The following is a 23,594-nucleotide window of genomic DNA, read 5'->3' on the forward strand; positions in this document are numbered from 1 at the left end:
GTCGTCTACGGCGGCGAGTTCCCCACGGTCAACGGGGTCGCGCAGCAGGGCCTGGTGCGCTACGCGCTGCCGTCGATCGCGCCGAACCGGGTGGGTCCGGACGTCGCCGGGTCCACGCCGACCGCCGCCGTCCTCGGTGCCGGCACGGTGCGCGTGGCCTGGCGGGCCGCGAGCGACCTGGACAACGAGCACCTGACCTACCGCGTGTACCGGGACGGCGGGGTGACGCCGGTCGCCACCCTGACCCGCCCCTCGCAGTGGTGGGACCGGGCGGTGCTCGGCTGGACCGACACCGGCCTGACCGCCGGAGCGCACAGCTACCGGGTCACCGTGGCCGACCCGGCCGGCAACACCGTCTCGATGCCCCTGGTGTCGGTGCAGGTGCCGACCGCCGGCACCTCCGCCCGGGCGTACTCGTCGGCGGTGCGGGCCGACGGGGCGACCTCCTACTGGCCGCTGGGCGAGGGCTCCGGCGCGACCGGCTTCGACCGGGCCGGTGGCAACGACCTGCAGGCCTTCGCCGGGGTGACCCGCGGGCCCGGCGCGGTCGCCGGTGACCCCGACGGCGCCGTGCGGCTCAACGGCACGACCTCCGGCTACCTGGCCACCACCACGCCGACCTCGGCGCCGCAGACCTTCAGCGCCGAGTTCTGGTTCAGCACCACGACCACGGCCGGGGGCCGGTTCCTCGGCTTCGGCAACCTGCGGACCGGCAGCAGCGTCCACCACGACCGGCTGGTGTACATGGACACCGCCGGCCGGCTGAACTTCGGCGTGTGGCCGCTGGAGACCAAGCTGCTCACCGCGCCCACGGCCTACAACGACGGCCGCTGGCACCACGTCGTGGCCTCCCTGGGCCGCACCGGCATGCAGCTCTTCGTCGACGGCCGGCTCGTCGCCTCCCGCGCCGACGGGACCCGCGGCCAGCACAACGTCGGCTACTGGCGGGTGGGCGGTGACCGCACGTGGGCCGGCGCCGAGTACGCCAACGGGCTGGTCGACGAGGTGGCCCTCTACCCGACGGTGCTGTCCGCGGACAAGGTGGCGAACCACTTCACCCTGGGCACCACCGGCCGGCCCACCGACACCGCGCCGACCGCGTCGTTCACCGCGACCCCGCGCGACCTGACCGTGGCCGTCGACGGCAGCGGCTCGACCGACACCGGCGGCCGGGTCACCGCGCACGCCTGGAACTGGGGCGACGGCACCCCCACCGGCTCCGGCGCCACCGCCACGCACACCTACGCGGCGGCCGGCACCTACACCGTCACGCTGACCGTCACCGACGACGGCGGACGGACCGGCACGACCTCGCGCCAGGTCACCGTGACCGCGCCCCCGGCCAACCGACCGCCGGCGGCCGCCTTCACCGTGGCCACCAGCGGGACCACCGTGGCGGTGGACGGCCGGGGCTCGGTGGACACCGACGGCTCCGTCACCTCGTACGCCTGGTCCTTCGGCGACGGCGGGACGGCGACCGGTGCCACCGCGCCGCACACCTACGCGGCGGCGGGCACGTACACGGTGACCCTGACGGTCACCGACGACGACGGTGCCACCGGCAGCAGCGCGCAGCAGGTGGCGGTCACCGCGCCGCCGGTGGGCGCGCTCGCCCGCGACGCCTTCGACCGGACGACGACCGGCGGCTGGGGCACCGCGGACCTCGGCGGCGCGTGGACGACCTCGGCCGGCGCGGCCCGGCTGTCGGTGCGCCCCGGCACGGGGGAGCTCGCGCTGCCGGCCGCGGGCACCAACACCGGCGCGTACCTGGGCCAGGTCGCCCAGACCGGGGTCGACGTCCGCACGTCGTTCGCGCTGAGCTCGATGCCCACCGGCGGGGGCACGTACGTGTACGTCACCGGCCGGCGGGTGTCCGCGGGCAACGAGTACCGGGTGCTGGTCAAGGTGATGGCCGACGGGCGGGTGTCGCTGACGCTGTCGCGGCTGGCCGGAGGAGTCGAGGGCTGGCCGGGCGGCGAGGTCGTCGTCCCGGGCCTCACCTACGCACCGGGGATGCGCCTGGAGGTGCGGGTCCGGGTGTCCGGCGCCGGCAGCACCGACGTCGCCGCCACGGTGTGGGCGGCCGGCACCGCCGAGCCCACGACGCCGCAGCTGGTGCGCGCCGACACCACCGCGGCCCTGCAGGCGCCGGGTGCGGTCGGGATCGCGGCCTACCGGCCGGCCAGCGCCACCGCGGCGACGGCGGTCCGGGTCAGCGGGTTCGGGGTGACCACCGGGCGCTGAGCGGCGCCTCCACCCCGGCGGCGCCGGGACGGGGAGCCGCTCCCCGCCCCGGCGCCGCCGTCCGCCCCACGGCCGGCCGATCCGGTCAGAGCGCCAGGAACCAGCCCAGCGCACCCGCCACGACGCCGACCAGCAGCAGCACGATGGCGGCAGCACGGTCGAACCGGTTGCCCAGCAGGGAGTCCAGCAGGCTGGTGAGCTCACCGAGCCGCACGGGCGCCTCCCGATCGCGTCCTGCCGTTCCGCCGTCGCGCCAGCGACGCAGGGCGGAGCCGGTCCGTCGGGCGTCTGCGACCAGCAGCGCCAGGCCGGTGACCTGAGCGAGCAGCGCCACGGAGAAGCAGACGACGGCCAGGGCGACCTGCGCGGTCTCGCTCATGCCGCCGAGCGTGCCGGAAACACCGGTCGAGTGGGACGAGGGGTCCGTGCACCGATCAGGCCGACGACGCACCACCGCCGGCGCCCCGGACCGGTGGCGTTCCCGCGCCCACGGACCCGGCCGTGTCATCGTCGCCCCGTGCTCACCGCCCTCGCCGTCGTCGCCCTGCTCCCCGGGGCGGGCGCGGGCCTGCTGGCCAACCGCGCCGCCGGGCGCTTCCCCTGGCCGGCGGGTGCCGGCGCCCGGGAGCTGCTGCGGCCCGGGCCGGTCGCCGTCCGCCCGCCGGTGGTCGAGGTCGCGACCGCGCTGCTGACGGTGCTCACCGTCCTGCGCACCGGGCTCTCCTGGGAGCTGCCGGCGTTCCTGCTGCTCGCCGTCGTGGGCGTGCTGCTCGCCGTGGTCGACCTGCAGCACCGGCTGCTGCCCAACCGCGTGGTGCTGCCGGCGCTCGCCGCGGGGACGGCGCTGCTGCTCCTCGCGGCCCTCGCCGACGGCGCCTGGGACGCGCTCCTGCGCGCGGTGCTGGGCGCCGCGGCCCTGTTCGCGGTGTACCTCGTGCTCGCGCTCGTCTCGCCCGGTGGCCTGGGCATGGGCGACGTGAAGCTGGCCGCGCTCCTCGGCCTGTACCTGGGCTGGCTCGGCTGGGCGGCGGTCGTGCTGGGCGCACTCGCCGGCTTCGTCGTCCAGGCCGTCGTGGCGCTGGGCCTGCTGGCGACCCGGCGCATCGGGCTGCGCGGCGAGCTGCCGTTCGGCCCGGCCATGCTCGCCGGCGCCGCCCTCGTCATCGGCGGGACCGCGCTGCTGCCCTGAGCGTTCCGGCCATGTCCGCGGAGATGGCCGGATCCAGGCCGTCACGGGGGGTGACCCCGGCGACGGAGCGGTCCCCCGGGCAGGTGGGCGGTGTCCGCCGACCGGGTGGACGGGGCTCAAGCCGGACATCCGACGGCTCGACACCCCCTGGCAAGTGCCGCGACGTCGGGTCGCCCGACCCGGACCGGCCGGCACCGTCCCCCAAGGAGTCCCCGTGCTGCACCTCGTCACCACCCCGCTCGCCACACTCGCCACGCTCTACGCGTTCGCCGAGGAGCGCCTCAAGCGCGAGGAGAAGGGCGCGACCGCCGTCGAGTACGGCCTCATGGTCGGCCTGATCGCCGTCGCGATCATCGGTGCGGTCATCTTCCTGAGCGACCAGCTCGAGGCCCTCTTCAACAGCATCGGCGGCGACCTGGAGGACGCCGCCACCACCCCGGCCGCCCCCGCCGCCGGCTGACCCGGTCCAGCACGCCACGGCGCAGCGGCCCCGTCCCCCCGGGGCCGCTGCGCCGCGCCGCACCCGGACGACGACCGCGGGAGAGGAGGTGGGGGAGGAGTGCGCACCCGACTGCGCGACGAGCACGGCGCGAGTGCCGTGGAGTTCGCCTTCATCGTGCCGCTGCTGCTGGTCCTGGTGCTCGGCATCGCCGAGTTCGGGCACGCGTTCCAGGTGCAGGGCACCCTGTCCGCCGCCGCCCGCGAGGGCGCCCGGGTGATGGCCCTGCAGAACGACCCCGCCGCGGCGCGCGCCGCCGTCCGCGACGCCGCCCCCACCCTCGACCCGGCGGTCACCGACGCGCAGATCACCGTCGCGCCGACGGCCTGCCCGCTCACCAGCACGACCACCACGAACGTGCGGGTGACCGTCGACTACCCGATGCCCTTCCTCACCGACTTCTTCGGCGCGGACATCGACCTGACCGGGACGGGGGTCATGCGGTGCAACGGCTGAGGAAGGACCTCCCTGCCCTCCGCCGCCGGCTCGCCGGCGAGCGCGGCGGCTCCGCGGTGCTCCTGGCGCTGCTGATGGTGCCGGTCCTCGGGTTCACCGCGATCGCCGTCGACATCGGCGCCGTGTACGCGGAGAAGGCGCGGCTGCAGACGGCGGCCGACGCCGCGGCCCTCGCGGTCGCGCGCGACTGCGCCCGCGGGGCCTGCGGCGACATGCGGGCCACCGCGCAGGCGCTGGTGGACGCCAACCTCGGCGACGCCACCGCCGCCCCGCCGGTGCTCGCCCACGACCCGCTGCGGGTCACGGTGACCGGCAGCACGCCCGAGGAGCACTGGTTCGCGCCGGTCATCGGCCACGACTCGACGCAGGTGGTGGCCAGCGCGACCGTCGCCTGGGGCGCGCCCACCGGTGGGACGGCGATGCTGCCGTTGATCTTCTCGTGGTGCGAGTTCTCGGCCCAGACCGGTGGCGGCCTGCCCTCGACCACCACCGCGCGCACCATCGAGCTGCCCAAGAAGTCCGGCACCGGGTGCACCGGGCCGTCGGACATGTTCGTCCCCGGCGGCTTCGGCTGGCTCACCACGGACGGCGGGACCACCTGCCGGGCCACCAGCCGGGTGGGTGGCCGGTTCACCTCCGAGCCGGGCAACAACCCGTCGCAGGGCTGCGACACCGACGACGTGGCCGCGCTCGTGGGCCGGACCGTGCTCCTGCCGATCTTCGACGAGGCGGGCGGCACCGGCAGCAGCGCCTGGTACCGCGTCTACGGGTACGCCGCGTTCACGATCACCGCCTACCACTTCGGCGGCCAGTACGACGCCGGCCAGCCGTGCAAGGGCGAGGACCGCTGCATCCGCGGCTACTTCACCCGCTTCGTCGACGCCGGCGACTCCTTCACCTCCGGCCCCGGCGCGCCCTCCCTGGGTGCCTGGGTCCTCCGACTCGTCCGATAGGGGACCTCGTTGAGACGCCGACTGCTCGCCGCCCTCGCGGCGCTGCTCCTCGCCGCCACCGGCGCCGTGGTCCTCCTGGCCTACGTGCGCGGCGCCGACGCCCGCGCCCTCGCGGGGGTGCAGACCGTGGACGTGCTCGTGGTCGACCGGCCGGTCGCCGAGGGGACGCCGGGAGACCAGCTGACCGAGCTGGTCCGCACCGAGCGGCTGCCGGCCAAGGCCGCGGTCCCCGGTGCCGTGACCGACCTCGGCGAGCTGGCCGGCCGGGTCGCCACCGTCGAGCTGCAGCCGGGCGAGCAGCTGCTGGCCGCCCGCTTCGCCGTCCCGGAGGACCTCGGCGTACCCGGCACGGTCCCCGCCCCCGGGGGAGCCGCCGAGGTCAGCCTGCTGCTCGAGCCGCAGCGCGCGGTCGGCGGCCGGCTGGCGGCCGGGGACACCGTGGGCGTCCACGTCTCCCTCGAGGGACAGACCCACGCCGTCCTCAGTCGGGTCCTGGTCACCCAGGTGCAGGGTGCGCCGGTCGCCGTCGCGGACGGCGAGGGGACCGACACCGCCTCCTCCGGCGGCGCGGCGCCGTCGGCCAGCCTCATGGTCACCCTCGGGCTGCGCCCCGAGGCGGCCGAGGCGGTCGTCTTCGGCATGGAGCACGGCACCGTCTGGCTCTCCCTCGAGCCGAAGGGCGTCGACCCGACCGGCACCGAGGTCCTCACCCCGGCCAACGTCTACGACAAGGACTACTCATGAGTCGCGTGGTGCTCGGCGCAGCCGACGAAGAACTCGTCCTGCGCGTCAAGCAGGCGACCGACGGCGACGTGCACGTGCTGCCCGCCGGCCGGCTGCCCGCCGACCCGGCCCGGCTGTTCGAGCAGCTCGTCGACGGCGAGCTGCCCGAGGTCCTGCTGGTCGGCCCGCTCGCGCCGCCGCAGGAGGTGTTCTCCCTGGCCGCCCGGCTCGACGTGCAGTGCCCCGGCATCAGCGTCGTCCTGCTCGCCGACCCGGCGCCGCAGACCTGGCAGGAGGCGATGCGGGCCGGCGTCCGCGACCTGCTCGCGCCCACCGCGGACGCCGGCGAGATCCGCGCCGCCGTCGAGCGCGCCGGCTCGGCCGCGGCCGGACGTCGGCGGGTGCTGCGCCCGGTCGAGGAGACCGCCCGTTACACCGGGCGGGTCATCGCCGTGGCCTCCCCGAAGGGCGGCGTCGGCAAGACGACCGTCTCGGCCAACCTCGCGATCGGCCTCACCGCGGCCGCGCCCCAGTCGACCGTGCTCGTCGACCTCGACGTCCAGTTCGGCGACGTCGCCTCCGCGCTGGGCCTGACGCCCGAGTACGCGCTGCCCGACGTCGCGCACGGCCCGGCGGCCGAGGACACGATGGTGCTCAAGACCTTCCTCACCCAGCACCCCAGCGGCCTGTACGCCGTGTGCGGCGCGGAGTCCCCGGCCGCAGGCGACACGGTGAGCGCCGCCGACGTCAGCCGGCTGCTCGCCTCGCTGGCCCGCGAGTTCCGCTACGTCGTCGTCGACACCGCGCCGGGGCTGTCGGAGCAGACGCTCGCCGCCCTCGACCGGGCCACCGACGTCGTCATGCTCAGCAGCATGGACGTCCCGGGCGTCCGCGGCCTGCGCAAGGAGCTCGACGTGCTCCGCGAGCTGTGCATGATCCCGGCCGGCCGGCACGTGGTCATGAACCTCGCCGACCCCAGGGGCGGGCTGTCGGTGCGCGACGTCGAGACCGCCATCGGCACCGGGGTGGACGTCGTCCTGCCGCGCTCGGCCGCGGTGCCGGCGTCGACCAACCAGGGCGTGCCGATCCTCGCCTCCGGTCGCCGCGACCCGGTGGTCAAGGAGCTGCGGAGGCTGGTGTCCCGGTTCGCCGCGACCCCGATCGTCAAGCCCGGCCGCTACCGCGCCAAGCACCGGGCGGCGTCGTGACCTCCACCTCCGTGCACCGGGCGGCGTCGTGACCTCCGCCTCCGTGCACCGGGCGGCGTCGTGAACCTCGCGTCCCGGCTGGCCGCGGCCCAGGGGCGGCACGCCGCGCCCGAGACCGATGCGCCCGCTCCGCTCCCTGCACCGCGGGCCGCCGCCCCGGTGGCCGTACCGCCTCCCACCGACGCGCTCACCAAGCTCAAGGACCGCGTCGCCAAGGCGCTGTTCGAGCGCATGGGCAACCGGATGAACGACCCGTCGCTGTCCGAGGAGCAGCTGCGCGCCGTCGTCCTCGGCGAGCTCGACGAGGTGGTCGAGGAGGAGCGCGTCCCGCTGTCGGCCGAGGAGCGCGCCCGGCTGACCGCGGAGCTCGCCGACGACGTCCTCGGCTACGGCCCACTCCAGCGGCTCCTCGACGACCCCGGCATCACCGAGATCATGTGCAACGGCCCGGACGCGGTCTACGTCGAGCAGGACGGCCGGCTGGTCCGCACGGCCGCCCGGTTCACCTCCGAGGGGCACCTGCGCCGGGTGATCGACCGGATCGTCTCCCGGGTGGGACGGCGGGTCGACGAGTCCTCGCCGCTGGTCGACGCGCGGCTGGCCGACGGCTCCCGGGTCAACGCGATCATCCCGCCGCTGGCCTTCAGCGGGTCGACGCTGACCATCCGCAAGTTCGCCAAGGACCCGTTCACCGTCGACGACCTGATCGGCTTCGGCACCCTCTCCCCGGAGATGGCCGAGCTGCTGCGCGCCTGCGTCGAGGCCCGGCTCAACGTGATCGTCTCCGGCGGCACCGGCACCGGGAAGACCACGCTGCTCAACGTGCTCTCCTCCTTCATCCCCGAGGGGGAGCGGATCGTCACCATCGAGGACGCCGTCGAGCTGCAGCTCCAGCAGGACCACGTCGTCCGGCTGGAGTCCCGGCCGCCCAACATCGAGGGCCGGGGCGCGATCACCATCCGCGACCTGGTGCGCAACTCGCTGCGGATGCGCCCCGACCGGATCGTGGTCGGGGAGTGCCGCGGCGGTGAGTCGCTGGACATGCTGCAGGCGATGAACACCGGCCACGACGGGTCGCTGTCGACGGTGCACGCCAACTCCCCGCGCGACGCCATCGCCCGGCTGGAGACGCTCGTGCTGATGGCGGGCATGGACCTGCCGCTGCGCGCCATCCGCGAGCAGATCGCCTCGGCCGTCGACGTCGTCGTCCAGCTGACCCGGCTGCGCGACGGCACCCGCCGGGTCACCCACGTGACCGAGGTGCAGGGCATGGAGGGGGAGACGGTCACGCTCCAGGACGCGTTCCTCTTCGACTACTCCGCAGGCGTCGACGCCGCCGGCCGCTTCCTCGGCAAGCCGGTGCCCACCGGGGTGCGGCCGCGGTTCACCGACCGCTTCGACGAGCTCGGCATCCGGGTCTCGCCGCGGGTCTTCGGCACCGTCGAGCCGCGGCGGGGGTGGGCCTGATGCTCGTCGCGGGCCTGCTCGCGGTCACCGGCGCGCTGCTGCTGCTCGCCCTCGTCGTCCTCCCCGCCGGGCCGCGGCGGGTGCCGCTGTCCCGGCTCGACCCCGCCGTTCCCCGGCCGGCGTCCCCGCTGGCCGGGGCGTCGGCCGCCGCCGGCGCCGCGGTGGAGCGGGTGCTCGCCCGGCGCGGGCTGGTGGCCCGCGGCACCGCCGCGCTGGAGCGGGCCGGGGTGGCGACGGCGCTGCCGGACGTCGTCCTGCTGGTGGGCCTGGGCACCGTCGTCCTCGGCGCTCTGGGACTGCTGCTCGGCGGGGTACTGCTCGCGCTCGTGTGCGCGGCGCTCGTCCCGCTGGGCACGAAGGTGCTGCTCGGGCTGCGGCGGGGACGGCGGCAGGCGGCCTTCGCCGACCAGCTCGACGACTCGCTGCAGCTGATGGCCTCCAGCCTGCGCGCCGGGCACAGTCTGCTGCGCGCCGTCGACTCGGTGTCGCAGGAGGCCGCGTCGCCGACCGCCGAGGAGTTCGCCCGCATCGTCAACGAGACCCGGGTGGGCCGCGACCTCGGCGACGCCCTCGACGAGGTGGCCGAGCGGATGGCCAGCGACGACTTCCGCTGGGTCGCGCAGGCGATCGGGATCCACCGCGAGGTCGGCGGCAACCTGGCCGAGGTGCTCGACACCGTCGGCCACACGATCCGCGAGCGCAACGCCATCCGCCGTCAGGTCACGGCACTGTCGGCCGAGGGCAAGCTGTCCGCGGTCGTGCTGATGGCCCTGCCCTTCGGCATCGTCGGCTTCCTGTCGGTCACCAACCCCGCCTACCTGGCCGGCTTCACCGAGGGCCTCGCCGGCTACCTGATGATCGCGGCCGTCGTCGTGCTGCTCACCGCCGGCGGGCTGTGGCTCAAGAAGACCGTGGCGATCCGGTTCTGATGCCGCCGACCCCCGTGCTCGCGGCCGCCCTGGCCGTCGCCCTCGCCGTCCCGCTGCTGGGCTGGGCGCTGCTGGCGCGCCCGCAGGACGCCGCCGCCCGCGCCCGGGCCAACCTCACCCGTGGCCTGGACCTGCCCGGCGCGGCCGCTGCCCGGCCGCGGGCCCGGTTGCTGCCGCGGCTCGCCCGCGCGCTCACCCCGGCCGGCACGATCGCCCGGCTCAACCGGCTGGCCGGCGCGGCGGGGCGCCCGGCGGAGTGGCCGGTGCCCCGGCTGGTGGCGGCCAAGCTCGTGCTCGCCGTGATCGCGGCGGCGTTCGGGGTGCTGGTGGTGGCGGCCAGGCCGGGGCCGCTGACCGTGCTGATGGCCGTCGTCGTGACCGGGGTGGCCCACGTCGTCCCGGAGCTGCTGCTCCACAGCCGCGGGCAGGAGCGGCAGCAGGCGATCGCGCTGGAGCTCGCCGACACCCTCGACCAGATGACCATCGCGGTGGAGGCCGGGCTCGGCTTCGAGGCGGCGATGGCGCGGGCCGGGCGCAACGGCCGCGGCCCGCTCGCCGAGGAGCTGGTGCGCACGCTGCAGGACATCGCCGTGGGCCAGCCCCGGCGCGAGGCCTACCTGGCGCTGGCCGAGCGGACGGCGGTGCCCGACCTGCGCCGCTTCATCCGTGCCGTGGTGCAGGCCGACGCGTACGGCGTCTCGATCGCCGACGTGCTGCGCACCCAGGCTGCCGAGATGCGGCTCAAGCGCCGGCAGCGGGCCGAGGAGAAGGCGATGCAGATCCCGGTGAAGGTGATCTTCCCGCTGATCCTCTGCATCCTGCCGACGCTGTTCATCGTGCTGCTCGGCCCCGCCGTCCTGGACATCGCGGAGGCCTTCGGCGGCTGACCGTCCCGAGCCCCGGTCCGCGACTCCTGCGCACTCGTGGCGATCAGCCGCTGATGGCCACGAGTGCGCAGGACCCGGCGTGGGCGAGGGGCGCAGGCCCTCAGCCGCTCTTCTTGTGCGAGCCGCTGGAGCGGGGCTGGGCCGGGTTGGTCGGGTCGCCCTGGGACGGCGGGTTCATCGCCGGGCCGCTGGTGGCCTCGGAGACCTTGGAGCCGGCGGTGGCGGGCACCGGGTCGTCGGCGGCCGGGGTGGCGGGGTCGCCCCCGGAGGGCTGGGCGCCCTCGCGCAGCGCGGCCAGCCGGTTCTCCATGATCGTCACCACCTGCAGCCGGTCGGCGTGCGCCCGCTCGTACTCCAGCAGGGTCTCCACGCCGGTCGCGTCCAGCATGCGGATCCGGGAGGCGAGCCCGTCCACGGGGAGGTGGTCGTAGTCGGGCAGCGGCAGTTGGTCGTGCTCGGTCATGCCGACCGCCTACCCGTGCTCCGGCCGATCGACACCGGGGTGTGAGGTCACGGCCGGTGGGTAGGCGGCGGAGGCGGGTCAGCCCGGGTCGCAGCCCCCGCGACCCGAACCGCCAACCCGACCCACAGCGATCGAGGAGTGGTCCCACCCCCATGGACGTGTCCTTCCTGGAACCGGTCTTCACCGCCTCCGGGCCCTACGCCACCGTGTGCGCCGACGTCACGCACACCACCGAGAACGCCGACACCGAGGTGGAGCTGCGGGTCCGCGCCCTCGCCGAGCAGCTCACCGAGCAGGGCGCGCCGGAGACCGTGGTCGAGGCGGTCCGCAGCCGGCTGCTCGAGGCCAACGAGGGCGGGGAGATCGCCACGTTGCGGGGCCGGGCCCTCGTCGTCGCGGCCGACGGCTCCGTCGTCCTCGACCAGCCGCTGGTGGACTCGCCGCGGCAGGAGGTGGCCGAGTGGTCGCCGACCCCGAACCTGCTCCCGATCCTGCGGCAGCTGCCCGGACGGGTGCCGCACATCGTCGTCATCACCGACCGGGTCGGCGCCGACATCTCGGTGGCCACCCTCGTGGGCAAGCCCGAGATCGAGGACGAGGTCGAGGGCGACAGCTTCCAGATCCGCAAGTTCCAGGGCGGCGGCTGGGCCCACCACCGCTACCAGCACAACGCCGAGAACAAGTGGATCCACAACGCCGACAACGTCGCCGAGCGCATCGCCTCACTGGTGCGCCGGCTGCACCCGCGGTTCGTGCTCCTCGCCGGCGACATGCGGGCCCGGCAGATCCTCACCGACCGGGCCAGCGACCTCTGGTCGGAGCTCATCGTCTCCATGGACGAGGGCGGCCGGGCCGCCGGCGCCGACCGCGAGCCGGTCGACCAGCGGGCCGCCGAGCTCGTGGCCGAGCACGAGGCCCGCGAGGAGGCCGACGCGGTGGAGAAGCTGGCCTCCGCCGGCGCCCACGGCCTGGCCGTCACGGGCAAGGCCGCGGTGGTCGAGGCGCTGCGCAAGGGCCAGGTCGAGACCCTGGTGCTCGCCGACCAGCAGGACCCGGACGACACGCTGATCGTCGGCAACTCGCCGCTCGAGCTCGGCGTCGACCAGCACGACATGGACGCCCTGGGCACCCACGGCACCGTCGTCCGGGCCGAGGGGGCGCTGCTCGCCGCCTCCGTGGCGAGCGCGGCCGGCGTCGTCGTCGTCCCCCGGGCGGCGATGCCCGGGGACATCCCGGTCGCCGCGATCCTCCGCTACACCGACGACTCCACCCCCAAGGCCCAGTGAGGACACCGACATGACCGACCCGCACCAGCCCGCCACCTCACCCGGCACCTCCACCGGCGACGTCGAGCGCCGCGCCGCGCTCGCCGAGGCCCTCGGCAAGGAGGTGTGGCCGGCCGACAAGGACGCGCTCGTGGCCAAGGCCCAGGAGGGCAACGCCCCCGACCGCGTGCTCTCCGACCTGCGCCGGCTGCCGTCCGGCCAGCAGTTCGACAACGTGCAGGACGTCGCCCGCGCCCTGGGCATCGGCACCGAGCAGCAGCGGTTCTGAGGTGACCACCAACAAGGAGCCCAGCCCCGAGGCGCTGGCCAACGTCACCGAGCACAACGTCCACACGCGGGCGGACCTGCTGCCCGAGGAGGAGGAACTCCGCGGCAGCGGCATGGAGGAGGTCGCCGCCGAGGTGATCCTGGCCGAGTCCGAGGAGCGGACCGTCCACCCCGACCCGGACGACGCCCAGGGCGCCCACCGCCAGTCCGCAGAGACCGCGGACCTGCCCTGAACGCCCCGCACGAGCACGCCGTCCAGTTGCGCTGGTCGGACCCGGACTCCCTCGGCCACGTCAACCACGCCCGCGCGCTGAGCCTGGTCGAGGACGCGCGGCTGGCGATGGCCGAGGGAGCGCCGGGGGACCGGGGGCTCATCCTGGCGCGGCTCGAGGTCGACTACCTGCGCCAGCTGTACTACCGGGTGGGCGAGCGGCTGTGCGTGCGCAGCACGGTGACCCGGCTGGGCACCAGGTCGCTCACCCTGCGGCAGGAGCTGGTGCAGGACGACGAGGTCGCCATCCGCGCCTCCGTGGTGATGGTCCTGTTCGACTTCGCCACCGACACGAGCCGGGCGATGACCGACGACGAGCGCGCCCACTGGTCCCGGTTCGCCGAGGGCTGAGGTGGCGTTCTTCCCCGGGTTCGCCGAGACCACGGCCGAGGGGGCGGACGGCGTCCGGCTGCGGGTGCGGGCCGGTGGCGAGGGCCCGCCCGTCGTCCTGCTGCACGGCCACCCGCGCACGCACACCACCTGGCACCGGGTCGCCCCGCTGCTGGCCGCGGCCGGGCACACCGTCGTCTGCCCGGACCTGCGCGGCTACGGGCAGTCGTCCACGCCACCGACGACGGACGACCACGCGCCCTACGCCAAGCGGGCGATGGCCCGCGACGTGGTCACGCTCATGCGCGGCCTCGGGCACGAGCGGTTCGCCGTCGTCGGGCACGACCGCGGCAGCTACGTCGCGCTGCGCACGGCCCTCGACCACCCGGCTGCCGTCACCCACCTCGCCGTCCTCGACTGCATCCCGATCGTCGAGCACCTCGACCGCGCCGACGCCCGCTTCGCCACCGCCTGGTGGCACTGGTTCTTCTTCGCCCAGCCCGACAAGCCCGAGCGGGCCATCGGCGCCGACCCCGCCGCCTGGTACGGCGCGCTGGCCCCCGGGAGGGCCGCGCAGATGGGGGAGGAGAACCACGCGGACTTCCGCCGCGCGATCGCCGACCCCGCCACCGTGCACGCCATGCTCGAGGACTACCGCGCCGGTCTGACCGTGGACCGCGCCGCCGAGGAGGCCGACCGGGCCGCCGGACGGCGGGTCGCCTGCCCCACGCTGGTGCTCTGGTCCGCCCGCGACGACCTCGAGGACCTGCACGGCGACCCGCGCGCCATCTGGACGGGGTGGACCGACGACCTGCGCGGCGGCGGCCGCATCGACAGCGGGCACCACATGGCCGAGGAGGCCCCCGAGGAGCTGGTCGCGGCGCTGGTCCCCTTCCTGACGAGCTGATCGCGACAGGTCGGTGACGGGGGAGGCAACCCGGCGTAGCGTCCCCGCATGGCCGCTCCCTTCGCCGTGGACCACGACAGCGGGGAGCGCCTGGAGCTCTGGGGGACGACGATCGTCGTCCGCGCGTCCGCGGATACCACCGGTGGGGCCTTCACCCTCTTCGAGGAGGCGACACCGGTGCTGGACACCTCGCGCCACGTGCACCGGGAGACCGACGAGCTCTACTACGTCGTCGAGGGCGAGCACGTCTTCGTGTGCGGGGACCAGGAGCTGACGGTGGGTCCGGGCGGGACGGTGTTCCTCCCGCACGGCGTGCCGCACTCCCACCGGCGCGTGGTCCCGCGCACCGGCCGGCTGCTGTGCGCGACCTCCCCGGCCGGCTTCGAGGGCTTCTTCCGCGTCCTCGCCGAGGCCAGCCGCACCGGGGCGTCGCCCGGCGAGGCCTACGAGCGGGCCTCCCGGGAGCACGGCGTCACCTGGCTGGGCGACGGCGACTGACGCCCACGGGCGGCGGGTAACGGCCCGGCATGCCGAAGACGACGAAGAGCGGGGACGCGAAGCAGGACGAGATCCCCAGCACCCTGCAGCGCTCGGACGAGAAGGCGCAGCGCACCTTCGCCAAGGCCCACGACTCGGCGATGGACTCCTACGACGACGAGCGGCGCGCCAACCAGGTCGCCTGGGCCGCGGTCAAGCACACCCACGAGAAGGTCGGCGACCACTGGGAGCCGAAGGACCGCAAGGGTCCCAGCGACGCGCAGGCCGAGGGCGGCCGCGACACCGACCGCGAGACCAAGGGCGGGGTCGACGCCAACGCCACCAAGGAACACCTGATGGACGTCGCCAAGCGGCTCGACATCAGCGGCCGCTCCTCGATGACCAAGGACGAGCTGGTCGACGCCATCCAGAAGGCCAACGACAAGGCGACCGCCGAGGCGCGGGAGAACTAGTCCTCACCTCCTCGGGGGCGGGGGCGCGAGGTGAGGCCTACGTGATGGGGCGACCCGCGTCGTCCCGTGCCCGCGGTGTCGCGTCCTCCACCAGGCCGACCGTGCCGAGCAACGCGACCACCGCAGCTGCCGCCCACAGGAACGGGGAGACGTCCCTGTCGCTGTGCCACGCCGAGACGGCGAGGGCTGCTGCCCCGGCCAGGAGGGCCACGCCGAGCACGACTCCGACGACGTCACGCCGCTTCCTGTCCTCCTCCTGGATGATGCGCGCGACCTCCGCGTCCAGGTGCCCCAGCAGGCGCTCGTACGCGGCGCTGTCCGGGGGAGCTTCGCGAGCAGGTCCGCGTCGCCGACCAACCGACCGCGGCGCCCCTGGACCGCGCCCCGGAGCAGCTTGGCCACGGCGCCCACCACCGGGATCACCGCGAGCACGACCTTGGACCAGTCGTCCGGGTCCACTACGGGTGCTCGACCCACGGGCGCCGGCCGCTGCGGCCGCCATCGGCGGACCACGCGATGGGGATCGTGCCCACGGACGGACTCTAGCGACCGCGCCGGCCGCCCACGCCAGGGAGAAGTGCCTGATGGCGTCGCGGGGTGGCTGGACGCCCGCAGGGGACCGACCGCCCGGCCCATGGCTCTCACGCTCGGGCCCGACGAGCGCAGCTCTGGTGCCTCTCACCGTTCGCGGAGCGTCCTCGACGGCGGCACGGACTCCGGTGTCGCATGCGGCCTCGGGACCTTCGGCAGGGTCACAATGCCTGGGCGATGACGTACAGTGACGAGAGTCACATCAGGCGTGTGACCTCACCGATGGGTTGGCCGACCGTCCAGGTCCTCAGGAGGCACCCCGTGTCCGTCACCGATGCACGTCAAGACAGCGGCTTGGCCGAGTCGGGCCCTCGCGAAGAGACCGTGACTCGTGATGCCGCCGAGCAGCGGGAGTACTCCCGACCGCGGGCGTTCTCCGTCGGCCCCGCCACCAAGCTCGTCCGCGGGGACCTCACCGGCAAGTACAGCGACGCCTTCACCGGCTACTACACGGAGGCCTGAGGGAGCCTGCGCGGCCATCCGCCTCCGCCCCGACGTCCTGCTGGTGCGGGCGCCGGACGGCAGTGGCAGGCTCCTCGACCTCGCAGGGTCGTTCCACGTCCTCGACCAGATCGCGGCGGAGCTGCTCTGGGAGGTGGCGAGCCGGGGCCGGTCCGAGGCCGTGCGCACCACGGCGCGGCTCTACGGGGTCCCTGAGCAGCGGGTCGCGACCGATCTCGACGAGCTGCTGGAGCAGCTGCCTCAGGGCATCGGCACCGTGGAGGCGGTCCGACGCGGCGAGTGGGTCGATCCGTTCGTCGTCGCAGGGCTGTCCCTCCTGCGCCGAGTCGGGCACCCCCGCCTGAGGGCCTGGGTGCTGCTGGCGGCTGCACGGGTCTGCTTCGCCACGGTGGGGTGGTCCCGGACGCTCGGCTGGTGGACGGCGTTGCCGACCCGGGACCCTCCGGGCGGCTCGTCCGGGGCCGAGATCGACCGACGGGTGCGCCGCTCCGCCACGGGCAGCGTCCTCGGGCACACGTGCAAGGAACGGGCCGTGGTCTGCCTGGCCGAGGCGCGGGCAGCAGGGCTGGGGGCTGCCGTGGCGCTCGGGCTCAGCTTCTACCCGTTGGCGACGCACAGCTGGTGCGTCCTCGACGACGGCGGCGTCGTCCTCGGTGACCTCCCCGACGTGTGCGCTGCCTTCGACACCGTGGCCCTCTACCGGTGAGCGGTGGTCTGCTCGTCGCGACGGTCGACGCGGCCGGCGCCGCCCTCGCGGCGACGGGCAGGCTGGTGTCCAGGTTCTCCGGTGGTGGACTCACCGTGGTGCTGCTCGGTGAGCTGCACTACCGGGCGGACCTGCAGGTGGGGCCGGGCCGGCCCGACGACGCCGAGCGGGTCGCTCGCGTCTACCGCCGTGGGGGGCGGGCGGGTCTCGCCGCTCTGGAGGGCGACTTCGCCTTCCTGCTGTACGACCGGCCCGCCGGTCGACTCGTCGCGGCGCGTGATCCCATGGGGGGGCATCGGCTCTACCACGAGCGTCTCGGCGCGCACGTGGTCGTGGCGACCGACCTCGCCGCGCTGCACGGCAGGCGGGGCCACCGGCCGGACCTGGACCTCGACCATCTCGCCGACTACCTGGCGGGGCGGTCCCCGGTGAACGAGCCGGCCGGGACGAGCACTCCGTTCCGGGGGGTCGAGCGGGTCCCGGCCGGTGCGTCGCTGCAGATCGACCTCCCGGCGTTGACGGTCTGCGTCCAGCCCCTGTTCCCGTCGATCGAGGTGCCGACCGGGCGAGGCGGAGCACTGCCCGACCTCGCAGCCGAGTACCGCGAGGTGCTCGCTGCCGCGGTGGAGGAACGCGCGGTCGGTCGCGTCGCATGTCACGTCTCCGGCGGTCTCGACTCGTCGGCCGTGCTGCGCTGCGCGGCCGACGTCGCCGCGCAGGGCCGGTGCGCGCTGGTGGCCGGGGTCTCGGTCGTCTACCGGGACCTGCGCCTGCTCGCGCGCGAGACGCCGTACGTCCAGCACGCGCTCGGCATCGCACCCGGCATGCCCTCCGTGCGACTCGACGGGGACGACCTGCTGGACTTCGACGCCTTCGCCGACCCACCGCAGCACGACGAGCCCCACCCCGGGCTGTGGCGCATGAGCATGGACCGGGCGCTGACCCTGGCGGCGTCCGATGCGGAGGCCGAGCGGGTCCTCACCGGCATCGGGGCCGACGAGGTGCTCGACGTCCATCCCTTCCACCTGGCCGACGACCTGCGGCGATGGCGGCTGGCCGGGGCGTGGCGGGAGGCGCGTCGCTGGGCGGCAGCGGACAACACCAACCCCTGGACGGTGCTCCGGCCCTTCGGGGTCGACCCCCTGCTCACTCGCCGGCGCCGTCGCGTATCCGATGTCCCCTCGTACGTCAGGCCGGAGTTCGCCCGGCACACGGCTCTCGTCGAGCGCCTCTCGGAACGAGCTGCGTCCCAGTCCGCCCCGCATCCCGTGGCCGCGGTCGAGTTCGCCTTGGCCGGCATCCGCAGCCGGATCGGCGACCCGGTCCGGTGGGCGGTGGCGCACCCCGTCGGCCTGGTCGTCGCGCACCCGTTCCTCGACCTGCGGGTCCTGCGGACGGGGCTGAGGGTCATATCGAACACCCGGCCGGACCCGGAGCCGAGCAAGCCGCTGCTGCGTGCCGCGATGCACGGCGCGCTGCCCGAGCCCATCCTGACGCGACGGCGCAAAGGTCACTTCAACGAGGTCTACTACCGTGGGCTGCTGCGCAACCGGGACCGGCTGGTCGAGCTGGTCCGCGATCCCGCCGTCGCCGATCTGGGCATCCTGGACGCCGAGGCCGTGGTGGCCACCCTCGATCGCGGTGCCCTGGGTGGACTCGCCGTTCCGGACATGCACCAGCTCAACCTCGCGCTGACCCTGGCGCGGTGGCTGCTCCAGGAGGCGCAACGGATCCCGACCGCGACGGGTGGTCCACGGAGTGGTGGACCGTCGGCGTAGCCGGCTCGCAGGCGCGGATGGGTGCTCGCTCGTGCCGCCCGGCCGAACCCCGCCGCAGTTGCCACCAGACGCAGCCGGTGGTCGGCACGTCGACGACCGCAGGTGTCGACACGGTGGCTCTTCGCCTGTTGCGCACAGGAGTCATGACTCTCCGTGCTGAGGAGGTCATGTGTCGTCAAGGAACGCCGCCCCGGGAGGACGCTGCATCCGCCATTGCATCTGAGGCGACCTGCGTGACTCTCTAGCCCGCATGAGATCGGATGATTTGCGCTCGGACGGAGGTGTCCACGTGGATTGCGCGCTCATCCCGGAGTCGATCACGACTCGTGTGGATTGGCGGCGTGACTCCGGGCGGTCGAACGCCCGAACAGACCAACATTACGCGGCCGAACTCCTGCTCCGTTGTCGGAGCCGGAGGGTGAGGGGTCGCCCGGTCCGAGCGGAAATGCGACCGGGTGACCACAAGGGGGAGACGCGAGATGACCGGCGACCCGGTTGACGTGTACGGGCTCATCGCCAAGCGACTGCTGAAGGGCAAGGTCGTCCCGGTGCTGGGGGCGGGGGTGAACCTCTGCGAGCGGCCTCCGGATGCCGTCTTCAAGCCGGGTCGCTACCTGCCCAGCGGGTCGGAGCTGGCCGCGGTGCTGGCGAGGGACTACCCGATGATCAAGACGCGGGACCTCGCCCAGGTGGCCCAGTACGTCGCCGCTCTGGCCGGTCAGGGGCCGCTCTACGACGAGCTCCACGACGTCTTCGACGCCGACTACCCCCCCACCCGTCTGCACCGGTTCCTCGCCCGGATGTCCCGGCACACGCGCACGGCCGGCCGCGGCGGCATGCTCTTCGTCACGACCAACTACGACGACGCTCTCGAGCGGGCCTTCGCCGACGAGGGGGAGCCGTACGAGCTGGTCACGTACATCGCCGAGGGAAAGGACCGGGGCCGCTTTCGTCATTTCCGTGCCGACGGCAAGGTCACGGTCATCGACCGGCCCAACAAGTACAACGAACTCCGGCTCGACCGGTCCTCCGTCATCGCCAAGATCCACGGCGCGGTGGACCGCCGCAGCCACCTGGACAGCTACGTCATCACCGAGGACCACTACATCGACTACCTCACGCGCGCGGACGTCGGCGGGCTCTTCCCCGTCAATCTCGGCATGAAGCTGAGGGCCAGCCATTTCCTCTTCCTCGGCTACAGCCTGCGGGACTGGAACCTCCGGGTGATGCTGTACCGGCTGTGGGCGGAACAGCAGGGCATGACGTATCACTCCTGGGCCGTCCAGGCTGACCCCGATCCCATCGACGAGCGCGCGTGGGACGAGCGTGGTGTCGACATCCTCCCCGTCTCCTGTCAGGACTTCGTCAGTGCGCTCGAGGTCGAGGTCGAGAAGCTGCTCGAGGCCGAGGGGACGGAGGCGGCGTGACCAGCGCGACGCGGCCTCCTCGGCAGTCGGCCGCCGAGGACGCCGTCCCGGCCTGCCCGTACGTCGGGCTGGTGCCCTTCCACGAGCGCGATGCAGCGTTCTTCTTCGGGCGCGAGAACGAGATCGAGCTCATCGCGGCCAACCTGGTGGCGGCCCGGTTGACGCTGCTGTACGCGCCGAGCGGGGTCGGCAAGACGTCGGTCCTGCGTGCGGGGGTCGTGCCGCGACTGCACCTGATCGGTGAGGAGGACGACGACCTCGGGTTGCGCCGCGCGGCCGTGGCCTACGTACGCGACTGGAGCGGGCAGCCGCGCGAGACGGTGGCGGCAGAGCTCTGTCGGGCGCTGCGGGCGACAGGCGCGAGCGTGGACGGGCCGGCACCCGCCGAACCACTGGTGACCTGGTTACGTGGCCTCCCGGAGCGGGCCAGCATCCCCGTGGCGTACCTGATCCTCGACCAGTTCGAGGAGTACTTCCTCTACCACCCCGACGACGAGGAACTGCCCGGCGAGCTCGGCGAGGTCCTCGCCGCAGGGGACCTCAACGTGCACGTCCTGCTGTCGATCCGCGAGGACGCCGTCGCCGCTCTCGACCGGTTCGAGGGCCACGTGCCTCACCTGTTCGAGAACTACTTCCGGCTCGCCCACCTCGACCTCGAGTCCGCCCGAGCGGCCATCGAGGGCCCCCTGGACCGCTACAACGAACTCACCGCACCGGACACGCGGGTGTCCGTCGAGCCGGAGCTCGTCGAGGCCCTGCTCGAGCAGGTGCGCGCCGGCCGCCTGCAGATGGGTGAAGAAGCAAACCTCCCCGATCGGCTCGGACCCGCGGACCGCAGCGACATCGAGGCGCCCTACCTGCAGCTCGTGCTCACCCGGCTGTGGGACGAGGAACGAGCTCGGGGCTCGACGGTGCTGCGACGGGACACGCTGACCGAACTCGGCGGTGCGCAGACCATCGTCCAGTCCCACCTGGACGCCGTGATGGCCGCCCTGTCCCCGCAGCAGGCGCAGGTGGCCGCCGACGTGTTCCACCACCTCATCACGGCCTCCGGGAGCAAGATTGCCCTCACGGCCGAGGACCTCGCCGCCTGGGCCGATTCGCCGTCCGACCGCGTCCGGGATCTGCTCGAGGCCCTGTCGTCGGGGCCCCGGCGCATCCTGCGTCCGGTTCCCCCGACCACCGGCGCCGAGGGGCCGCCGCGCTACGAGATCTTCCACGACGTCATGGGCGCCGCGGTCCTCGACTGGCGTCGCAGATACGTCGCCAAGCAACAGCAGGTGGCCGCGGAACGGGAGATCGCGCAGGCACGGGCAGCGGAGCGGAACGCCCGCCACCGCCTGCGTCTGGCACGCCTGATCGCGGCGGCCATGGCCCTGCTGCTGGTCATTGCCGGCGTGGCCGGGCTTGCCGCCTGGAGATACGCCGTGAACGCGAGCAAGGCGTCCGCTCTGGCCTCGAAGGCCTCCGCACTGGCCTCGGCGCGGGAGCTGGCGGCCCATGCCGACCGGATGGTGAGCACCCGACCGGATCTGGCCATCCTGCTCGGCCTGGAGAGCCTGAGCCTGGCGCGCGGCCAGGGAGAGGACCCCCCGCCCGGACTGATCTCCGGGCTGGCCGAGCTCACCCACAGCAGCAGGGGACTGCTGGGCGGCCACGACGGCGCGGTGAACGCCGTGGCGGTCAGCCTCGACGGCGCCCTGCTGGCCACCGCCGGCCAGGACGGCACGGTGCGGCTGTGGGACACCGCCACCGGCCGACCGCACGGCCAGCCGTTGACCGGCCACCGCGGTGCCGTGCGGAGCGTGGCGTTCAGCCCGAACGGGGCGCTGCTGACCAGCACCGGTACCGACCGGACGGTGCGGTTGTGGGAGATCGCCACCGGCCAGCAGCGCGGCGCGCCACTGGAAGGCCACACCGGCGCGGTGAACGCCGTGGCGTTCAGCCCCGACGGCACCCTGCTGGCCACCACCGGCGGCCTGGCCACTGCCGGCGAGGACGGGACGGTGCGGCTGTGGGATGCCGCCACCGGCCAGCCTCACGGCGCGCCACTGGAAGGCCACACCGGCGCGGTCAACGCGGTGGCGTTCAGCCCCGACGGCGCCCTGCTGGCCACCGCCGGCAGCGACCGGACGGTGCGGCTGTGGGATGCGGCCACCGGCCGGCCGCACGGTGCGCCACTGACCGGCCACACCGGCGCAGTGACCGCGGTGGCGTTCGACCTCGATGACGCGCTGCTGGCCAGCGCCGGCGAGGACGGGACGGTGCGGCTGTGGGATGCCACCACCGGCCAGCCGCACGGCGCGCCACTGGAAGGCCACACCGGCGGGGTGCGGAGCGTGGCGTTCAGCCCCGACGGCGCGCTGTTGGCCAGCGCCGGCGCCGACGGAACGGTGCGGCTGTGGGATGCCCCCACCGGCCGGCCGCACGGTGAGCCGCTGAGGGGCCACGACGGCGCGGTGACCGCGGTGGCGTTCAGCCCCGACGGCACCTGGCTGGCCAGTGCCGGCACCGACCGGTCGGCGCGGATCTGGGAGGTCGCCGACACCTACACCGTCCGCCGGCCGCTGACCGGCGATCCCGGCGGTGCGGTGCGGAGCATGGCGTTCAGTCCGGACGGGGCCCTGGTGGCCGGCGCCGACGGAACGGTGCGGTTGTGGGATCCCGCCACCGGCCGGCCGCACGGCGCGCCGCTGGAGGGCTCCACCGGCCCGGTGACCGCGGTGGCGTTCAGCCCCGACGGCACGCTGCTGGCCGGCGCCGGCGCCGACGGAACGGTGCGGTCGTGGGAGACCGCCACCGGCCAACAGCGTGGTGCGCCGCTGACCGGCTCCACCGGCGCGGTGACCGCGGTGGCGTTCAGCCCCGACGGCGCCCTGTTGGCCTCCGGCGACGCCGGTGGGACGGTGCGGTTCTGGGATGCCGTGACCGGCCGGCCGCGTGGTGAGCCGCTGATCGGGCACGCCAGCGCGGTGACCGCCATCGCGGTGACCGCCATGGGGTTCAGCTCCGACGGCGCGATGCTGGCCACTGGCGGCACCGACGGGACGGTGCGGTTGTGGGATGCCGCCACCGGCCAGCCGCGCGGTGAGCCGCTGACCGGCCACACCGGTCCGGTGTCGGGCGTGGCGTTCAGCCCCGACGGCGCCCGGCTGGCCAGCGCCAGTACCGACGCGACGGTGCGGCTGTGGGATCCCGCCACTGGCAAGCAGCAAGGCGAGCCGCTGACCGGCAACCGCGGCCCGGTGTTGGGCGTGGCGTTCAGCCCCGACGGCGCTCGGCTGATCAGCACCGGTACCGACGGAGCGGTGCGGCTGTGGGATCCCGCCACCGGGAAGCTGCGCAGCGAGCTGGCCGGCACCCGCGGCGAGGTGGTGCGCGTGGCGTTCAGTCCCAATGGCGGCTGGCTGGCCAGCGCCAGTCGGGACGGAACGGTGCAGGTGTGGGACCTGAGCTGGTGGGATCGGCCGCCCGCGGACTGGGCCGAGACCGGCTGCGGGCTGGTCAACCGCAACCTGTCCCGAGCCGAGTGGAACCAGTTCGCCGGGGACCAGCCGTACCAGCAGACCTGTCCGTGATTCCCCGAGGGGGAAGGCGCACC

The 23,594-nt window shown here is 74.5% G+C and carries 25 protein-coding genes; 22 read left to right on the forward strand and 3 right to left on the reverse strand.

Going from position 1 to position 23,594, the window contains the following annotated elements; translation table 11 throughout:
* Positions 1 to 54: 54 nt before the first annotated feature.
* Positions 55 to 2,244: a PKD domain-containing protein gene (locus tag ACI79G_RS10755; RefSeq protein WP_456881117.1), complete on the forward strand. Its 2,190-nt coding sequence runs from the start codon at positions 55 to 57 to the stop codon at positions 2,242 to 2,244.
* Positions 2,245 to 2,329: 85 nt separating this feature from the next.
* On the opposite strand, the gene ACI79G_RS10760 is transcribed toward ACI79G_RS10755, so the two are convergent.
* On the reverse strand, positions 2,330 to 2,623 hold the full coding sequence (locus tag ACI79G_RS10760; RefSeq protein WP_456881118.1) for a hypothetical protein: 294 nt from the start codon (positions 2,621 to 2,623) through the stop codon (positions 2,330 to 2,332).
* A gap of 138 nt (positions 2,624 to 2,761) precedes the next feature.
* Between ACI79G_RS10760 and ACI79G_RS10765 the strand changes: the two genes are divergently transcribed.
* From ACI79G_RS10765 to ACI79G_RS10805, 9 genes are all read left to right on the forward strand, one after another.
* Positions 2,762 to 3,433, forward strand: a complete 672-nt coding sequence (locus ACI79G_RS10765; protein ID WP_456881119.1) for a prepilin peptidase — start codon at positions 2,762 to 2,764, stop codon at positions 3,431 to 3,433.
* A 214-nt stretch (positions 3,434 to 3,647) separates the two neighbouring features.
* Complete coding sequence (locus ACI79G_RS10770; protein ID WP_456881120.1) at positions 3,648 to 3,893, forward strand: Flp family type IVb pilin; 246 nt, start codon at positions 3,648 to 3,650, stop codon at positions 3,891 to 3,893.
* 99 nt (positions 3,894 to 3,992) lie between these two features.
* Complete coding sequence (locus tag ACI79G_RS10775) at positions 3,993 to 4,388, forward strand: TadE/TadG family type IV pilus assembly protein (protein WP_456881121.1); 396 nt, start codon at positions 3,993 to 3,995, stop codon at positions 4,386 to 4,388.
* Positions 4,376 to 5,341, forward strand: coding sequence for a pilus assembly protein TadG-related protein (locus tag ACI79G_RS10780; RefSeq protein ID WP_456881122.1), 966 nt, complete (start codon positions 4,376 to 4,378; stop codon positions 5,339 to 5,341). The genes ACI79G_RS10775 and ACI79G_RS10780 overlap by 13 nt, the downstream gene beginning before the upstream one ends.
* 9 nt (positions 5,342 to 5,350) lie before the next feature.
* Positions 5,351 to 6,085 carry a Flp pilus assembly protein CpaB gene (gene cpaB / locus ACI79G_RS10785; RefSeq protein WP_456881123.1) on the forward strand — a complete coding sequence of 245 codons (735 nt, stop codon included), beginning with the start codon at positions 5,351 to 5,353 and terminating at the stop codon, positions 6,083 to 6,085.
* Positions 6,082 to 7,272, forward strand: a complete 1,191-nt coding sequence (locus ACI79G_RS10790; protein ID WP_456881124.1) for an AAA family ATPase — start codon at positions 6,082 to 6,084, stop codon at positions 7,270 to 7,272. Before cpaB ends, ACI79G_RS10790 begins: the two co-directional genes overlap by 4 nt.
* 60 nt (positions 7,273 to 7,332) lie before the next feature.
* Complete coding sequence (locus ACI79G_RS10795; RefSeq protein WP_456881125.1) at positions 7,333 to 8,739, forward strand: CpaF family protein; 1,407 nt, start codon at positions 7,333 to 7,335, stop codon at positions 8,737 to 8,739.
* A complete protein-coding gene (locus ACI79G_RS10800) occupies positions 8,739 to 9,668 on the forward strand; it encodes a type II secretion system F family protein (protein WP_456881126.1) in 930 nt (309 codons plus the stop codon). Before ACI79G_RS10795 ends, ACI79G_RS10800 begins: the two co-directional genes overlap by 1 nt.
* The gene (locus ACI79G_RS10805) at positions 9,668 to 10,555 is read left to right on the forward strand and encodes a type II secretion system F family protein (protein WP_456881127.1); all 888 of its coding nucleotides are present in this window, start codon (positions 9,668 to 9,670) and stop codon (positions 10,553 to 10,555) included. The genes ACI79G_RS10800 and ACI79G_RS10805 overlap by 1 nt, the downstream gene beginning before the upstream one ends.
* 100 nt (positions 10,556 to 10,655) lie before the next feature.
* Here the strand turns inward: ACI79G_RS10805 and ACI79G_RS10810 are convergent, their stop codons facing one another.
* Positions 10,656 to 11,018 (reverse strand): hypothetical protein, encoded by a 363-nt coding sequence (locus ACI79G_RS10810; protein ID WP_456881128.1) that lies wholly within the window; start codon positions 11,016 to 11,018, stop codon positions 10,656 to 10,658.
* Positions 11,019 to 11,170: 152 nt separating this feature from the next.
* Between ACI79G_RS10810 and ACI79G_RS10815 the strand changes: the two genes are divergently transcribed.
* From ACI79G_RS10815 to ACI79G_RS10845, 7 genes are read left to right on the forward strand one after another with little or no spacing between them, the layout of a single operon-like run.
* The gene (locus tag ACI79G_RS10815) at positions 11,171 to 12,304 is read left to right on the forward strand and encodes a baeRF2 domain-containing protein (RefSeq protein ID WP_456881129.1); all 1,134 of its coding nucleotides are present in this window, start codon (positions 11,171 to 11,173) and stop codon (positions 12,302 to 12,304) included.
* A gap of 10 nt (positions 12,305 to 12,314) precedes the next feature.
* Positions 12,315 to 12,572 carry a DUF2795 domain-containing protein gene (locus ACI79G_RS10820; RefSeq protein ID WP_456881130.1) on the forward strand — a complete coding sequence of 86 codons (258 nt, stop codon included), beginning with the start codon at positions 12,315 to 12,317 and terminating at the stop codon, positions 12,570 to 12,572.
* A gap of 1 nt (position 12,573) precedes the next feature.
* Complete coding sequence (locus tag ACI79G_RS10825) at positions 12,574 to 12,804, forward strand: hypothetical protein (protein ID WP_456881131.1); 231 nt, start codon at positions 12,574 to 12,576, stop codon at positions 12,802 to 12,804.
* A 26-nt stretch (positions 12,805 to 12,830) separates the two neighbouring features.
* A complete protein-coding gene (locus tag ACI79G_RS10830) occupies positions 12,831 to 13,193 on the forward strand; it encodes an acyl-CoA thioesterase (RefSeq protein ID WP_456881132.1) in 363 nt (120 codons plus the stop codon).
* Position 13,194: 1 nt separating this feature from the next.
* On the forward strand, positions 13,195 to 14,079 hold the full coding sequence (locus tag ACI79G_RS10835; RefSeq protein WP_456881133.1) for an alpha/beta fold hydrolase: 885 nt from the start codon (positions 13,195 to 13,197) through the stop codon (positions 14,077 to 14,079).
* 48 nt (positions 14,080 to 14,127) lie between these two features.
* Positions 14,128 to 14,577, forward strand: coding sequence for a cupin domain-containing protein (locus tag ACI79G_RS10840; protein WP_456881134.1), 450 nt, complete (start codon positions 14,128 to 14,130; stop codon positions 14,575 to 14,577).
* Positions 14,578 to 14,606: 29 nt separating this feature from the next.
* The gene (locus ACI79G_RS10845) at positions 14,607 to 15,029 is read left to right on the forward strand and encodes a ChaB family protein (protein ID WP_456881135.1); all 423 of its coding nucleotides are present in this window, start codon (positions 14,607 to 14,609) and stop codon (positions 15,027 to 15,029) included.
* A gap of 37 nt (positions 15,030 to 15,066) precedes the next feature.
* On the opposite strand, the gene ACI79G_RS10850 is transcribed toward ACI79G_RS10845, so the two are convergent.
* On the reverse strand, positions 15,067 to 15,249 hold the full coding sequence (locus ACI79G_RS10850; protein ID WP_456881136.1) for a hypothetical protein: 183 nt from the start codon (positions 15,247 to 15,249) through the stop codon (positions 15,067 to 15,069).
* A gap of 695 nt (positions 15,250 to 15,944) precedes the next feature.
* On the opposite strand from ACI79G_RS10850, the gene ACI79G_RS10855 reads away from it, so the two are divergent.
* The 5 genes from ACI79G_RS10855 (at position 15,945) to ACI79G_RS10875 (ending at position 23,571) form a co-directional block, all read left to right on the forward strand.
* Positions 15,945 to 16,082, forward strand: coding sequence for a hypothetical protein (locus ACI79G_RS10855; RefSeq protein WP_456881137.1), 138 nt, complete (start codon positions 15,945 to 15,947; stop codon positions 16,080 to 16,082).
* A gap of 43 nt (positions 16,083 to 16,125) precedes the next feature.
* Positions 16,126 to 16,788 carry a lasso peptide biosynthesis protein gene (locus ACI79G_RS10860; RefSeq protein WP_456881138.1) on the forward strand — a complete coding sequence of 221 codons (663 nt, stop codon included), beginning with the start codon at positions 16,126 to 16,128 and terminating at the stop codon, positions 16,786 to 16,788.
* On the forward strand, positions 16,785 to 18,566 hold the full coding sequence (locus tag ACI79G_RS10865) for an asparagine synthase-related protein (RefSeq protein WP_456881139.1): 1,782 nt from the start codon (positions 16,785 to 16,787) through the stop codon (positions 18,564 to 18,566). Before ACI79G_RS10860 ends, ACI79G_RS10865 begins: the two co-directional genes overlap by 4 nt.
* A 479-nt stretch (positions 18,567 to 19,045) precedes the next feature.
* Positions 19,046 to 19,993 (forward strand): SIR2 family NAD-dependent protein deacylase, encoded by a 948-nt coding sequence (locus ACI79G_RS10870; RefSeq protein WP_456881140.1) that lies wholly within the window; start codon positions 19,046 to 19,048, stop codon positions 19,991 to 19,993.
* Positions 19,990 to 23,571 (forward strand): nSTAND1 domain-containing NTPase, encoded by a 3,582-nt coding sequence (locus ACI79G_RS10875; protein ID WP_456881141.1) that lies wholly within the window; start codon positions 19,990 to 19,992, stop codon positions 23,569 to 23,571. Before ACI79G_RS10870 ends, ACI79G_RS10875 begins: the two co-directional genes overlap by 4 nt.
* Positions 23,572 to 23,594: the final 23 nt, after the last annotated feature.

The sequence above is a fragment of the Geodermatophilus sp. SYSU D00779 genome, from assembly GCF_054050595.1.